This is a genomic window from Bradyrhizobium sp. WSM1417 (assembly GCF_000515415.1).
Lineage (GTDB): Bacteria > Pseudomonadota > Alphaproteobacteria > Rhizobiales > Xanthobacteraceae > Bradyrhizobium.
The window spans coordinates 1,951,511-1,964,860 of record NZ_KI911783.1 but is presented as its reverse complement, the minus strand read 5'-3'; the positions used below and the strand labels follow the sequence as shown (position 1 = coordinate 1,964,860).

Annotated in this window: 7 protein-coding genes and 3 pseudogenes; 3 read left to right on the top strand and 7 right to left on the bottom strand. The window is 62.1% G+C overall.

All coding sequences use genetic code 11. The features are described from left to right. Positions 1-244: 244 nt before the first annotated feature. Positions 245-565 carry an iron-sulfur cluster assembly accessory protein gene (locus BRA1417_RS0109460; protein WP_027515615.1) on the bottom strand — a complete coding sequence of 107 codons (321 nt, stop codon included), beginning with the start codon at positions 563-565 and terminating at the stop codon, positions 245-247. A gap of 271 nt (positions 566-836) precedes the next feature. Between BRA1417_RS0109460 and BRA1417_RS0109455 the strand changes: the two genes are divergently transcribed. Continuing rightward, positions 837-1,427, top strand: coding sequence for a hypothetical protein (locus tag BRA1417_RS0109455; protein ID WP_027515614.1), 591 nt, complete (start codon positions 837-839; stop codon positions 1,425-1,427). Between the two features lie 47 nt (positions 1,428-1,474). Here BRA1417_RS0109455 and BRA1417_RS0109450 read toward each other — a convergent pair. The 5 genes and pseudogenes from BRA1417_RS0109450 to BRA1417_RS0109435 all read right to left on the bottom strand — a co-directional run. Next, positions 1,475-1,666, bottom strand: a pseudogene (locus BRA1417_RS0109450) (TrbI/VirB10 family protein); the annotation flags it as partial. Positions 1,667-2,960: 1,294 nt separating this feature from the next. Continuing rightward, entirely contained in the window at positions 2,961-4,304 is a 1,344-nt protein-coding gene (locus tag BRA1417_RS0109445) for a pitrilysin family protein (RefSeq protein ID WP_027515612.1), read from the bottom strand. Further along, positions 4,301-5,575, bottom strand: a complete 1,275-nt coding sequence (locus tag BRA1417_RS0109440) for a pitrilysin family protein (protein WP_156948650.1) — start codon at positions 5,573-5,575, stop codon at positions 4,301-4,303. Before BRA1417_RS0109440 ends, BRA1417_RS0109445 begins: the two co-directional genes overlap by 4 nt. Positions 5,576-6,111: 536 nt before the next feature. Further along, positions 6,112-6,234 (bottom strand): annotated as a pseudogene (locus BRA1417_RS43720) (aminotransferase class V-fold PLP-dependent enzyme); the annotation flags it as partial. A gap of 183 nt (positions 6,235-6,417) precedes the next feature. Further along, entirely contained in the window at positions 6,418-6,738 is a 321-nt protein-coding gene (locus tag BRA1417_RS0109435) for an iron-sulfur cluster assembly accessory protein (RefSeq protein WP_027515610.1), read from the bottom strand. Positions 6,739-7,009: 271 nt separating this feature from the next. Here BRA1417_RS0109435 and BRA1417_RS0109430 point away from each other — a divergent pair, with 271 nt between their 5' ends. Both BRA1417_RS0109430 and BRA1417_RS45375 read left to right on the top strand, forming a co-directional pair. After that, a complete protein-coding gene (locus BRA1417_RS0109430; RefSeq protein ID WP_027515609.1) occupies positions 7,010-7,600 on the top strand; it encodes a hypothetical protein in 591 nt (196 codons plus the stop codon). Positions 7,601-7,703: 103 nt separating this feature from the next. Beyond that, a pseudogene (locus BRA1417_RS45375) lies at positions 7,704-7,982 on the top strand (transposase); the annotation flags it as partial. Positions 7,983-8,497: 515 nt separating this feature from the next. On the opposite strand, the gene gltB reads toward BRA1417_RS45375, so the two are convergent. Beyond that, positions 8,498-13,231 carry a glutamate synthase large subunit gene (gene gltB, locus BRA1417_RS0109425; protein ID WP_027515608.1) on the bottom strand — a complete coding sequence of 1,578 codons (4,734 nt, stop codon included), beginning with the start codon at positions 13,229-13,231 and terminating at the stop codon, positions 8,498-8,500. Positions 13,232-13,350: the final 119 nt, after the last annotated feature.

Genomic DNA, 13,350 nt, shown 5'->3' with positions numbered 1-13,350 from the left:
ACCGTCCTGCCGGCAAGCTTACACAACACGCAGAATTCGGTGAGCCTGATCACGATCTTGTTGCGTCGATTTTTGACAGCTCACAACATCCGCGATCACGCCTGAGGCTCGGCCGAATCTCATCGAGCACGGCGCGGATATTCAGCTCGCGATCGGAAGCCTCGACAGTCAAAGGGTGCTTCGTTGGCTTAGCCTTCAGGCCCACGTTTGATGCTCTTCCATCGCTAAATGGTCCCAACGCAGCTTAGCTGAACGATTTGCCGCAGGAGCAGCTCGAGTTGGCATTTGGGTTATCGAAGCGAAACCCTGATCCTTCGAGCGACACCACGAAATCGATCGTGGTGCCGTTGAGATACGCTTGGCTCGCGTTATTGACGAAGAGTTTAACCCCGCCTTGTTCGATCACGGTCTCATCGGAGCTCGGCTCATGAGCAAGATCCATTTTGTATGTGAACCCTTGACAGCCGCCGCCTTCGACCATAATCCGCAAACCGCTTGCGGCCTGCGTCGTCGAGGCGATTGCAGCCTTCAGTACGCTTATGGCGCTATCCGTTAGATTGATCATCTCTGGCTCGCTCTCAGTTCCTGTCGCAAGGCCAAATTCGCAAATCCCATGCCAGTTGAGATGCAGCTGGAATCAGTTCATTTTGCAGGAGCCCAACGTTCGATTTGCGACGCGTCGGCTTTCCGACAGGCGGATTTGCCACGTCCGGACGTCGTTCGGCCAGAACTCGTATTGTGCCGGCACCTAGCGGGACGGCAAACAACTTGCATAGGGGTAGCGGACACGTCGCATTGGGCGACGCATGCATACCACACTCTGATGAGGAGGCTCCATGACGTCGATCGACAACACCGCTCTTGGCCCGTTGGACAGGGAGGGACGCTTGCTGAATGCGGTTCTTAAGAGCGAAACAACGAAGTCGGGACGATTTGGATTTCGAGGCGACATCGCGCTGAAATTTCAAGCCCAGCTCGCCGACGAAAAACGACCGCCTGACTATTCTATCGAACAAGTTCTCGCAATCGCGCAGGAGGGCGAACCGACCATCGCAGTTCTTGCCGGATATCTGCATTCGTTTGCGTATCTACCTGAGGCCGCAAAGGTGCTGGACGGCAGGCTGAGCCCCGAAGGCAACTATTTCATGTTCTGCAACAACATTGATCTGCTCGCGAAGTACCGCACCAAGATAGGCGACATCACCTTCCGCATTCTGCCTTGCGACGAATCAACGGTGTGGAAAGAGATGATGGACCTCGCCGGCGTCGAGAAGAATGACATCAAGAAGCTGGGTACCGCCGGTAGACTCGACTACTTGCTTGACGCGGCCAAGGATATCGATGGATCATACACGGACATCCCATACGAGGACGGCCTGGCTAAAATGCAGCCGGTGAAGAATAGAAGCGAAAACCGCCCCGTCTGAGGAAGCGCCTCAGACCCTCTCTCGCCAGCTCAGCGGCTGCTGCCGCAGGCGCCGGGTTGGCGTTCCAGCACAATCGAGTTGCCGCCGGGCTGACGACGCGGGTACCCCAAGAGGATGCGGCTCTGGCCGAACGCGACAGAGCTGTCGTCTTTGCCGATCAGCTTCGCACCCTGACGAATCAACAGATATTTTCCGGACGGACCAACATAGACGGCATGAGTAAGCTGCGCGGTGATCCGGGTGCGGTCATGGGATGACAGCAAAAAATCTTCCAAAGTGACCATCGACCAGGAGTTCCAAAAGCTGCTTGCCAAGCGGGCGATGGCGACAAGCGGCCAGACATTGCTCTGTTCAGCAAAGAAGGCTCAGCCATTATGATCGAATTCAAGGTCTCCGGAGTGTCGATGACGAACATGTCAGCGACCTTTCAGAGTACGCTCATTTGCTTGCGGCGAAATCGGGAGGCGGGCCGAGGCAATTTTACAGTTATCTTATCGCGACATGGTCAATCCGCTGCCCTTGAGCGGGTCGTGGACACGTTTTTCAGTCGCGGGATGGTTCAATTTAGCCTCCGTTTGGGCCCTCGTAGTTGGGCGAGGCCTATTTTGAGCTGCTCCACTTCGGCGACGTCATCGAGCGAGCAAAAAGCGGATTGGCGTATGCCAAAACAAACACAAGCTGAATCTAAGTCGGCACAATCGTTGAAGCCGCGTGTTGCCTTTCGCCGCACCTTCTGACGGGCGCATTGCCGAGATTCGGGCAATCGGGACGTTTGAGCCGCCATCAGTCGGTTTGACCAAGATTCCCGACTGCGGCGAAGGAGAAGCGCCCGTGGGGTAGAACGTTTAGCATTGATCGGTGTGCAGGCCGCGGCAGAGGGTGTGCAGGCGGGCGTCAGTGGGCGCAGGCTCGCTCGATAACGATCAAGTACAGTTTTGGAGCGAGATTCCTGAGCGGGCCGGCTATAAGCGTATTGAACGGAAATGAGCGCCGGACCGGCATTCTGGAGTGACGGCACCGCATTTGGACTTCTTGGCTTCGTGAAGAAAGGGTTGGACGCAGTCCCGGCGCCCGGCATCGTTGAGCGAATGGCCTCGATCACGTGCGGATCGAAACTGCGTCATGTTCGCCGCTCGAACCCGCGCCTCTTCGAGGGAGCCGGACGCATATAGGCGACGGAAAACGGGCGGGCTCAAGAAATTTCCGCAGACCGTCATTATGGATAGGAGGTAAGCTCAGGGCCCAAGTGGGGGGCGACTCGAAGCCGTTGAGACGGGTTGCCGACGACGCTGGTCCAAGCACGAGAAGCTGAACTCGTTCTGGAGAGCTCGCGGGAGCGCCTGGGCGCCTTTCACGAGCGTCGCCGCCTCTTGATTATCGAGCTGCAGAGCTGGGTGCGCGAGGAGCGTGCCAAGCTCTCCAGGAACAACCACACGGCCAGCGCGAACAGTGCAAACGGGGGACAGGGCAAGCCGGACTCGGGGCTATGCCGCCCCGAGCTACTTGCGGCTTCGCGGCCGATGGCGCGCTGGTCTACTCGGCTGCCGCTCGTGGAGAGCGGCCGACAATGACGGTGAGGAGCCCCTGGCCCCACAGCCGCTTGGCGGCGGCCTTGACGTCGTCCAGCGTCACCGCGTCGACGATGGCGTTGCGCTTCTCGATATAGTCGATCGGCAGCTTGTCCTGCTGATTTTGCAGCAGCGCCTGCGCAAGCTTGGAGGAGGTGTCGAGCGCCAGCATCTGGGAGCCCTTGAGGTAGGACTTGGCCTCATCGAGCTCCTTCTGGGTGGGACCCTCCTTGGCAATGCGGCACACCTCCTTCTGGATCACCTCCATGGTGTCGCGGGCGCGGTCGGCGCGCGAGCCGGTGTTGCCGATGAAGACCGCCGAGTGCTCCATCCAGCGCAGCGACTCGGATACCGAGTAGGCAAGCCCGCGCTTCTCGCGGACCTCGCGATGGAGTCGCGAGGACAATCCGCCGCCGCCCAGGATGTGATTGACGAGATAGGCCGCCATGAAGTTCGGATCGCTGCGCTTGACGCCAGGGCCGCCGAAGGTGATCACCGTTTGCGGCACGTCGAGCGGCACGAAGGCGACCTGCGGCGGCTTGGCGGCACCGATTTCGGGGACCGGGACGAGTTTGCCATTGGTGGGTAGGGCGCCGAACGTGTGGTCGAGCAGCTTGCCGAGCGTGTCCGGATCCACGTCGCCGACGACTGCGACCTTCAGCCCATCCCTGGCAAGCACGCGGCCGACATAATCCTTCATGTCGGCGACCGTGATGGTCGGCACGCTGTCGAGGGTACCGTTGGTCTGCCGGCCATAGGGATGCTCGCCGAAGGCGATCTCCAGGAATTTCCGGCTCGCCAGCGACGTCGGCTTCGTGGTGTCGCGGCGCAGGCCCGACATGACGTGCGAGCGGATGCGCTCGACGTCGGCGGTGTCGAAATGCGGCGAGGTCAGCGCCATCCGCAACAGGTCGAACGCTTCGTCCTTGTTGTCGCGCAGCATGCGCAGACTGCCGCGGAAGGTGTCGGGGTCGGCACCGAACGAGAGCTCGATGGCGCGGCGGTCGAGGCGTTCGTGGAAGGTTTTGGAGTCGAGATCGCCGGAGCCCTCGTCGAGCAGGTTCCCAACGAGATTGGCTACGCCGGGCTTGTCATGGGGATCCTGCGCCGAGCCGCCGGCGAAGGAATATTCCATCGCGATCAACGGCACGGTCGCGTCCTGGACGAACCAGGCCTCGATGCCGCCCGGCGAGACCAGGTGCTGGATCTTTGCGGCCGCTTGTGACGGCCAAATCGTAGCCAGCACGAGCACCGCGCCGGTTGCAACGGAAAATGCGGCGCGCCGCAAGCGACTGAATGGATGGGTCACGAACGCTTCTCCTCGCGCTTGGTGGTGGCAGTGTCTTTGATCAGATGGCCCGTCACAGAACGCTTCTTCTCGAGGCATTTCTGTGCGACGGCGCGAACCTGTTCGGCGGTGACCGCGCGGATGCGGTCGGGCCAACTTTGAATATCCTCGATCGACAGGCCTGTGCTGAGCCCGCCGCCATACCAGCCTGCCAGCTCCGCCTGGTCGTCCTGGGCGTAGATCGCTTCCGCGATCAGCCGGCTCTTGACCCGCTCCAGATCCTCGGCGCGGATCGGGTTCTGCACCACATCGGCTATGACACCGTCGATCACCTGCTCGACCTCTGCGAAGCTGACGCCGGATTTCGGCGCGGCCAAGATCGAGAACTGCGTCGGATCGAGCGAAATGCTCGAATACCTGGCGTTGGCGAAGACCGCGAGTGGCTTGTCGACGACAAGCGCGCGGTAGAGATAGGAGTTGCTGCCGCCGCCCATCAACTGCGCCAGCACGTCGAGTGCCGCGCTCTCACCGGCCGCGGCCGTCGTGGCCGAGGGCACCAGGTAAGAGCGCTCCATGCTGGGCTGCTCGACGAGCGGGTCGGACAGCGTGACGGTGCGCGGTGCGGCCGGCTCCGGCTCCTGCGGGCGGATGCGCCGCGCGGGGATCGCGGGCTGGGCCGGGATTGAGCCGAAATTGCGCTCGACCAGCGGGCGCACGTCGGCGGCCTCGACGTCGCCGGCGATTACCAGGATCGCGTTGTTCGGCGCGTAGAAGCGGCGGTAGAAGGCGAGTGCGTCCTCGCGATCGAGCTTCTCGATCTCCTGGTGCCAGCCGATCACCGGCCGGCGATAGGGATGATTGAGATAGAGCGCGGCCATGATCTGTTCGTTGAGACGCGCGTCTGGGCTGTTGGCAACGCGCATGTTGTACTCTTCGAGTACGACGTCGCGCTCGGGCAGCACGTTCTCGTCCTTGAGGATCAAGCCGGTCATGCGGTCGGCCTCGAACTCCATCATGGTCGGCAGCTGCTCGCGCGGTACGTGCTGATAGTAATTGGTGTAATCGACCGAGGTCGAGGCGTTCTCGTGGCCGCCGACGCGGCGCACGGTCTGGGAGAACTCACCGACCGGGTGTTTCTCGGTGCCCTTGAACATCAGGTGCTCGAGAAAATGGGCGAGCCCGGACTTGCCCGGTGTCTCATCGGCCGAGCCGACGCTGTACCACATCATCTCCGTGACTACGGGCGTGCGGTGGTCGGGGATCACCACGACTTGCAGACCGTTCTGAAGCATGAAGCTCGCTGGTCGTTCCCAGGTGGGTGTGATCTGGGCAAGAACGCTCCTGTTCACGGGAGCGCACGGGGAGCTCGGATCCGGGCTATTTTCTGTTTTGGACTCGACCGCCGGCGCGGTACGCGTCATCAAGGCCAAGGCAAAAATGGCCGTGCCTAGCACCTTGATTGTCAGGGACCTGGAATTCTTCATGTCATGGCCTTTCAGTAGAGATCCACGTTCTGCAGCGGACATCGCGACAAAGCAGGTGAGCCGCACGCCGTTGGCAAGCAGTAGAGCAAATGTCGGGCCAATCGCCTGACACCTCTGCGCACGGGCCGCTGCGCGGCCAACTGCACGCAAGCGAACCGCAAACGCGTGTCTTCTCTCCGAAAGCCAACCCGCACTTTGTTTGGTGTCCGCCAACATGTTGCGAACACGACATTGCACACGAACCCGCAGACAACTCGCCGCCTCGCCGTTTCCCCAATTTTCTGAGCACCCCTACACGACTGGTTTGCGAAGGCTTGAACGGCTCGTCGCAGGGAGGCGCGCCAACTGCCGAATGCATGCGCGGACGACGCATTACCGAATTGCGCAGAGAAGAACGGCAGCATTGCCGCGACCACCAAAGGATCTGCACGGGTTGTCGCGTTGTTGTCCAGGTAGATCGGCCGCACGGGCTCTCTCCTCTGCACATAACGTCCTACTTTGGAGCCGGGGAGCGGGACGGGCTGCACTCATCGAGCACGGCGCGGATAATCCGCTCGCGATCGAAGGCTCAACAGTCAAAGACTGCTTCGTTGGCTCATCCTCAAGGCCCATGTCCATGCTCTTCCATTGCGGAATGGTCCGAACGCGGCTTAGCTGAACGATTTGCCGCAGGAGCAGCTCGAGTTGGCATTTGGGTTATCGAAGCGAAACCCTGATCCTTCGAGCGACACCACGAAATCGATCGTGGTGCCGTTGAGATACGCTTGGCTCGCGTTATTGACGAAGAGTTTAACCCCGCCTTGTTCGATCACGGTCTCATCGGAGCTCGGCTCATGAGCAAGATCCATTTTGTATGTGAACCCTTGACAGCCGCCGCCTTCGACCATAATCCGCAAACCGCTTGCGGCCTGCGTCGTCGAGGCGATTGCAGCCTTCAGTACGCTTATGGCGCTATCTGTTAGATGGATCATCTCTGGCTCGCTCTCAGTTCCTGTCGCAAGGCCAAATTCGCAAATCCCATGCCAGTTGAGATGCAGCTGGAATCAGTTCATTTTGCAGGAGCCCAACGTTCGATTTGCGACGCGTCGGCTTTCCGACAGGCGGATTTGCCACGTCCGGACGTCGTTCGGCCAGAACTCGTATTGTGCCGGCACCTAGCGGGGCGGCAAACAACTTGCATAAGGGTAGCGGACACGTCGCATTGGGCGACGCATGCATACCACACTCTGATGAGGAGGCTCCATGACGTCGATCGACAACACCGCTCTTGGCCCGTTGGACAAGGAAGGGCGCTTGCTGAATGCGGTGCTCAAGAGCGAAACAACGAAGTCGGGACGATTTGGATTTCGAGGCGACATCGCGCTGAAATTTCAAGCCCAGCTCGCCGACGAAAAACGACCGCCCGACTATTCTATCGAACAAGTTCTCGCAATCGCGCAGGAGGGAGAACCGACCATTGCAGTTCTTGCCGGATATCTGCATTCGTTCGCGTATCTACCTGAGGCTGCAAAGGTGCTGGACGGCAGGCTGAGCCCCGAAGGCAGCTATTTCATGTTCTGCAACAACATTGATCTGCTCGCGAAGTACCGCACCAAGATAGGCGACATCACCTTTCGCATTCTGCCTTGCGACGAATCGACTGTATGGAAGGAGATGATGGACCTCGCCGGCGTCGAGAAGAATGACATCAAGAAGCTGGGTACCGCCGGTAGACTCGACTACTTGCTCGACGCGGCCAAGGACATCGATGGATCATACACGGAGATCTCATACGAGGACGGCCTGGCTAAAATGCAGCCGGTGAAGAACAGAAGCGAAAACCGTCCCGTCTGAGGAAGCGCCTCGGACGGTCTCTCGCCAGCCGACGAGCGTGCCGCAAAGAGAGTCACTGCACCCGCCTCGCCCGGGACTGGCTCGCACAAACCTTCGCGATGGAAACCACCGCCAGGTTGCCTATGCCGGCGTCGCCGCCACGCCATGGCGCAGTCGAGCGCGAAACAGGGCGTGTCGAAGGGTGGCAATCTGCGGCTGAGAACCACGATAATTCAGCTCGCGTGGTTGTAGGTGCGCCACCAGCCTCAATCGGCTCTGACCCAGTTGTTCAAGGCGAACAGCCAGCGCGCGATTGTGGCGTTGGTGCGCAAGCTGCTCGTGGCCCTCAAAGTACGCGACCGCCGCCGTCGTGATCGAGGGAGCCGTGATGAATACCGCCTGAGATCAAGCTCCTTCCGTAGCTGACAACCAATCAGCCGGGACCCGATCAGCCCTGGACGGTCCGGGGGACGAACCGATGGATTGCATGGCTTCAAAACGCCGCAACGAAGACTGGTTTCGTCCTCTCGATCCTGCCCGCCGCAAGCGGAATGTTGGTGCTGTCGCTATCGCGCGACGATCGAATGTGAGTTTGATCTGGCATGCAAACCAGATTGTCGAACCGGCTGGACGCTGAGATCGCCGACGATGAGGAGTAGTTCGCCCCGCGTGCGCCCGACCACACGAGCCTGATGGTGTGCTCGATCCTGTCAAGGTCAAGCCGTTACGCGGCGGCTTTAAAGAGCCGACCTTGAGGCGATCTCCGGGCGTCATCCGAAAGGTCCCCGCGGTCGGGACGAAGAGCTGGTCTGCAGTCGAGCAAAGAGCTGAACAACCGCCGATACTTTTAATCCCGCCGTTTTCCGGAGATAATCTGGATTGCTTCGCTGCGCTTGCAATGACGGGCGCTGATATTTCTTACGCCCAGACCGCGATTTTCGGCTCGGCGTCCGCGTTGGCGGCCAGTTCGCGCAGCGCGCGCCGGTACTCGACCGGCATCACCTTGCGGAATTTGGGCAGCCAGTCCTTCCAGTTGGCCAGGATGTCGGCGGCGCGCCTGGAGCCGGTCGCTTTCGCATGGCGCGTGATCAGGACGTGCAGACGCTCGACGTCGGAATGGAGCAGGTTCTTGAACACGTCGACCCGGCCATGCGCCTCGAGGTCACCGGAGTGGTGATAGGTGCCAGCGTTGATCAGCTCTTCCGACAGCACCGGCTCGAGCTCGACCATCAGGAGGTTGCACAATCCGTCGAAGTCGCCGATCTCATCGAGCACGTAGGCGATGCCGCCGGACATGCCGGCCGCAAAATTGCGCCCGGTCTTGCCGAGCACGACCACGATGCCGCCGGTCATGTATTCGCAGCAATGGTCGCCCGCGCCCTCGACCACCGCCACGGCGCCGGAATTGCGCACGGCAAAACGCTCGCCGGCGATGCCGCGGAAGTAGCACTCGCCTTGAATGGCGCCGTACATCACGGTGTTGCCGACGATGATGCTCTCTTCCGGCACGATGCCGCTGTTGGCCGGCGGCTTGACGATGATCTTGCCGCCCGAGAGGCCCTTGCCGACATAGTCGTTGGCTTCGCCTTCGAGCTCGAAGGTGACGCCTTGCGCCAGCCATGCGCCGAAGGCCTGGCCCGCGGTGCCCTTGAGGCTGACATGGATGGTCTCATGCGGAAGGCCGGCATGGCCGTAGATCTTGGCGACCGCACCCGACAGCATCGCGCCGGCGGAGCGGTTGGTGCTGTTGATCTTGGCCTCGATCTTCACCGGCGCACCGCGGTCGAGCGCAGGCGTCGCCTGCTCGATCAGGGTGCGATCCAGCACCGCTTCCAGATGATGGTTCTGGCGCTCGGAGTGATAGATCTTCTGGCCCTTCTCTTCCTTCTGCTTGACGAAGAGCTTGGAGAAATCGAGCCCCTTGGCCTTCCAGTGCGCGACCAGCTTGGTCTGGTCGAGCAGCTGCACCTGGCCGATCATCTCGTTGAAGCTGCGGAAGCCGAGCGAGGCCATGATCTCGCGGACCTCCTCGGCGACGAAGAAGAAGTAGTTGATCACATGCTCGGGCTGGCCGGTGAAGCGCTTGCGCAGGACGGGGTCCTGGGTCGCGACGCCGACCGGGCAGGTGTTGAGATGGCACTTGCGCATCATGATGCAGCCGGCCGCGATCAGGGGCGCGGTGGCGAAGCCGAACTCGTCGGCGCCGAGCAGCGCGCCGATCACGACGTCGCGGCCGGTGCGGAAACCGCCGTCGACCTGGACCACGATGCGGCTGCGCAGCCGCTCGCGCACCAGCGTCTGGTGGGTTTCGGCGAGGCCGATCTCCCACGGTGACCCCGCGTGCTTGATCGAGGTCAGCGGCGAAGCGCCGGTGCCGCCCTCGAAGCCCGCGATGGTGACATGGTCGGCGCGCGCCTTGGCGACGCCCGCGGCCACCGTGCCGACGCCGATCTCCGAGACGAGCTTGACCGAGACCGCGCCGTCCGGGTTGACGTTCTTGAGGTCGTAGATCAGCTGCGCCAGATCCTCGATCGAGTAGATGTCGTGGTGCGGTGGCGGCGAGATCAGGCCGACGCCCGGCGTCGAGTTCCGGACCTTGGCGATGGTCGCGTCGACCTTGTGGCCGGGCAGCTGGCCGCCTTCGCCGGGCTTGGCGCCTTGTGCCATCTTGATCTGCATCATGTCGGAGTTGACGAGATACTCCGTGGTGACGCCGAAGCGGCCCGAGGCGACCTGCTTGATCGCCGAGCGCATGCTGTCGCCGTTCGGCATCGGCTTGAAGCGGTCGGCTTCCTCGCCGCCTTCGCCGGTGTTCGACTTGCCGCCGATCCGGTTCATGGCGATCGCGAGCGTGGTGTGCGCCTCGCGCGAGATCGAGCCGAACGACATGGCCCCCGTGGCGAAACGCCTGACGATGTCCTTGGCCGGCTCGACCTGGTCGAGCGGCACGGGCTTGCGCTTCTCTTCGTCCGCGTTCTTGATCCGGAACAGGCCGCGCAGCGTCAGCAAACGCTCCGACTGTTCGTTCAGGATCTTGGCGAAAGCGCGGTAGCGTTCCAGCGAATTGCCGCGGGCGGCGTGCTGAAGCAGCCCGACCGACTCCGCGGTCCAGGCATGGTCCTCGCCGCGGCTGCGGTAGGCATACTCGCCGCCGACATCGAGCGCGGTCTTGTAGATCAGCCCCTCGCCGAACGCGTCGGCGTGACGGCGCACGGCCTCTTCGGCGATCTCGGCAAGGCCGACGCCTTCGACGCGGGTGTGCGTGCCGGCGAAGAATTTTCCGACGAAGTCCGCCTTGAGACCAACCGCGTCAAAAATCTGCGCGCCGCAATAGGATTGGTAGGTCGAGATGCCCATCTTGGACATCACCTTGAGCAGGCCCTTGCCGATCGACTTGATGTAGCGCTTGACGATCTCATAGTCGTCGAGCGAGCCGGGCAGGCGGTCCTTCATCGCGATGATGGTCTCGAACGCCAGATACGGATTGATCGCTTCCGCGCCGTAGCCGGCAAGGCAGGCGAAGTGATGCACTTCGCGCGGCTCGCCCGACTCGACGACGAGGCCGACCGAAGTGCGCAATCCGGTGCGGATCAGATGATGATGCACGGCGGCGCAGGCCAGCAGCGACGGGATCGGAACCCGGTCGGTGCCGACCATGCGGTCGGACAGGATGATGATGTTGACGCCCTCGCGCACCGCGCTCTCGGCGCGCGCGCAGAGCTCGTCCAGCACCTGGTCCATGCCGGCCGCGCCGAGGCCGGCGTGGAAGGTGGTGTCCAGCGTGCGCGACTTGAAGTGCGACTCAGCGACCTCGGAGATCGAGCGGATCTTTTCGAGGTCCGCGTCGGTCAGGATCGGCTGGCGGGCTTCGAGGCGCTTGGTAGTGGCTAGGCCTTGCAGGTCGAACAGGTTCGGCCGCGGTCCGATGATGGAGACGAGGCTCATCACCAGCTCCTCGCGGATCGGGTCGATCGGCGGATTGGTGACCTGCGCAAAGTTCTGCTTGAAGTAGGTGAACAGCGGCTTGGCCTTGGCCGACAGCGCCGAGATCGGCGTGTCGTTGCCCATCGAGCCTGCGGCTTCCTCGCCGGTGGAGGCCATCGGCGTCATCAGGATGGTGATGTCTTCCTGGCTGTAGCCGAACGCCTGCTGGCGATCGAGCAGCGACAGGTTGGAGCGCACGCCGGTGGTCGGCACCTTCGGCAGATCTTCCAGCACGATCTGAGTCCGCTCCAGCCACTCCGTGTAGGGATGGCTTCTGGCGAGCTCGGCCTTGATCTCGTCGTCGGGGATCAGGCGGCCCTGCTCGAGGTCGACCAGCAGCATCTTGCCGGGCTGCAAGCGCCACTTGGTGATGATCTGGTCCTCGGGAATCGTCAGCACGCCCATCTCGGACGCCATCACGATGCGGTCGTCCTTGGTGACGAGATAGCGCGCGGGCCGAAGGCCGTTGCGGTCCAGCGTGGCACCGATCTGGCGGCCGTCGGTGAAGGCGATCGCGGCGGGGCCGTCCCACGGCTCCATCAGGGCTGCATGATATTCGTAAAAGGCGCGGCGCTTCTCATCCATCAAGGGATTGCCGGCCCACGCCTCCGGAATCATCATCATGACGGCGTGCGGCAGCGAGTAGCCGCCCTGCACCAGGAATTCGAGCGCGTTGTCGAAGCAGGCGGTGTCCGACTGGCCTTCGTAGGAGATCGGCCAGAGCCGGTTGATGTCCTTGCCGTACAGCTCGGAGTTCACCGAGGCCTGGCGCGCCGCCATCCAGTTGACGTTGCCGCGCAGCGTGTTGATCTCGCCGTTATGCGCGATCATGCGGTAGGGATGCGCCAGCGACCACGCCGGGAAGGTGTTGGTCGAGAAACGCTGGTGCACGAGCGCGAGCGCGCTCTCGAAGTCCTTTTCGTGCAGATCGGGATAGTACTTGCCGAGCTGGTCGGCGAGGAACATGCCCTTGTAGATCACGGTGCGGCAGGACATCGAGCAGGGATAATAGCCGGCGAGGCCGCGGTCGCGGCGCTGATAGATCGCTTGCGAGATCGACTTGCGCAGGATGTAGAGCCGGCGCTCGAAATCGTCCTCGGTCTTGGCGGTGCCGTTGCGGCCGATGAACACCTGCATGCAGGCGGGCTCGGTCGGCTTCACGGTGACGCCGAGCGAGGAATTGTCGGTCGGCACGTCGCGCCAGCCGAGCAGTGTCAGGCCCTCTTCCTTGATCTGGTCGGCGATGATGCTCTTGATGACGTTGCGCCAGGCGGTGTCGCGCGGCATGAACAGCGCGCCGATGGCGTATTCGCCGGGATTGGGCAGCGCGAAGCCGAGTTCCTTCGCCTTGCGGCTGAAGAAGGCATGCGGGATCTGCACCAGAATGCCGGCGCCGTCGCCGGCACGCGGGTCGGCGCCGACGGCGCCGCGGTGCTCGAGGTTGCAGAGAATGCTGAGCGCGTCCGCGACGATCTCGTGCGACTTCTTGCCCCTGATGTTGGCGATGAAGCCGACGCCGCAGGAATCCTTTTCCAGGCTCGGATCGTACAAGCCTACGGCCGGCGGGCGTGAATTGTGTTCCTGAATCGGATCAGTCGTTTTCGAGGCGACCGTCGCCGACAGTTGCTCTGCCACGATGTTTCCGCGCTCGACTTGCGACCCGTTCATGTCCTCGTCCTCTCCATGCGGCAAGCTGCCTCACCGCCATCTTCGGCGCACCTTGGGCGTCCCGCGGCACCCGCTTCTGGGTCACCGCTCGTCCGCTCGTGAGCCGCATTTTCTTAAAT

Coding starts and splice junctions, on each gene's coding strand:
- BRA1417_RS0109440 (WP_156948650.1), bottom strand. CDS start 5,575: ATGCTTCAGAACGGTCTGCAAGTCGTGGTGATCCCCGACCACCGCACG.
- gltB (WP_027515608.1), bottom strand. CDS start 13,231: ATGAACGGGTCGCAAGTCGAGCGCGGAAACATCGTGGCAGAGCAACTG.
- BRA1417_RS0109455 (WP_027515614.1), top strand. CDS start 837: ATGACGTCGATCGACAACACCGCTCTTGGCCCGTTGGACAGGGAGGGA.
- BRA1417_RS0109430 (WP_027515609.1), top strand. CDS start 7,010: ATGACGTCGATCGACAACACCGCTCTTGGCCCGTTGGACAAGGAAGGG.
- BRA1417_RS0109460 (WP_027515615.1), bottom strand. CDS start 565: ATGATCAATCTAACGGATAGCGCCATAAGCGTACTGAAGGCTGCAATC.
- BRA1417_RS0109435 (WP_027515610.1), bottom strand. CDS start 6,738: ATGATCCATCTAACAGATAGCGCCATAAGCGTACTGAAGGCTGCAATC.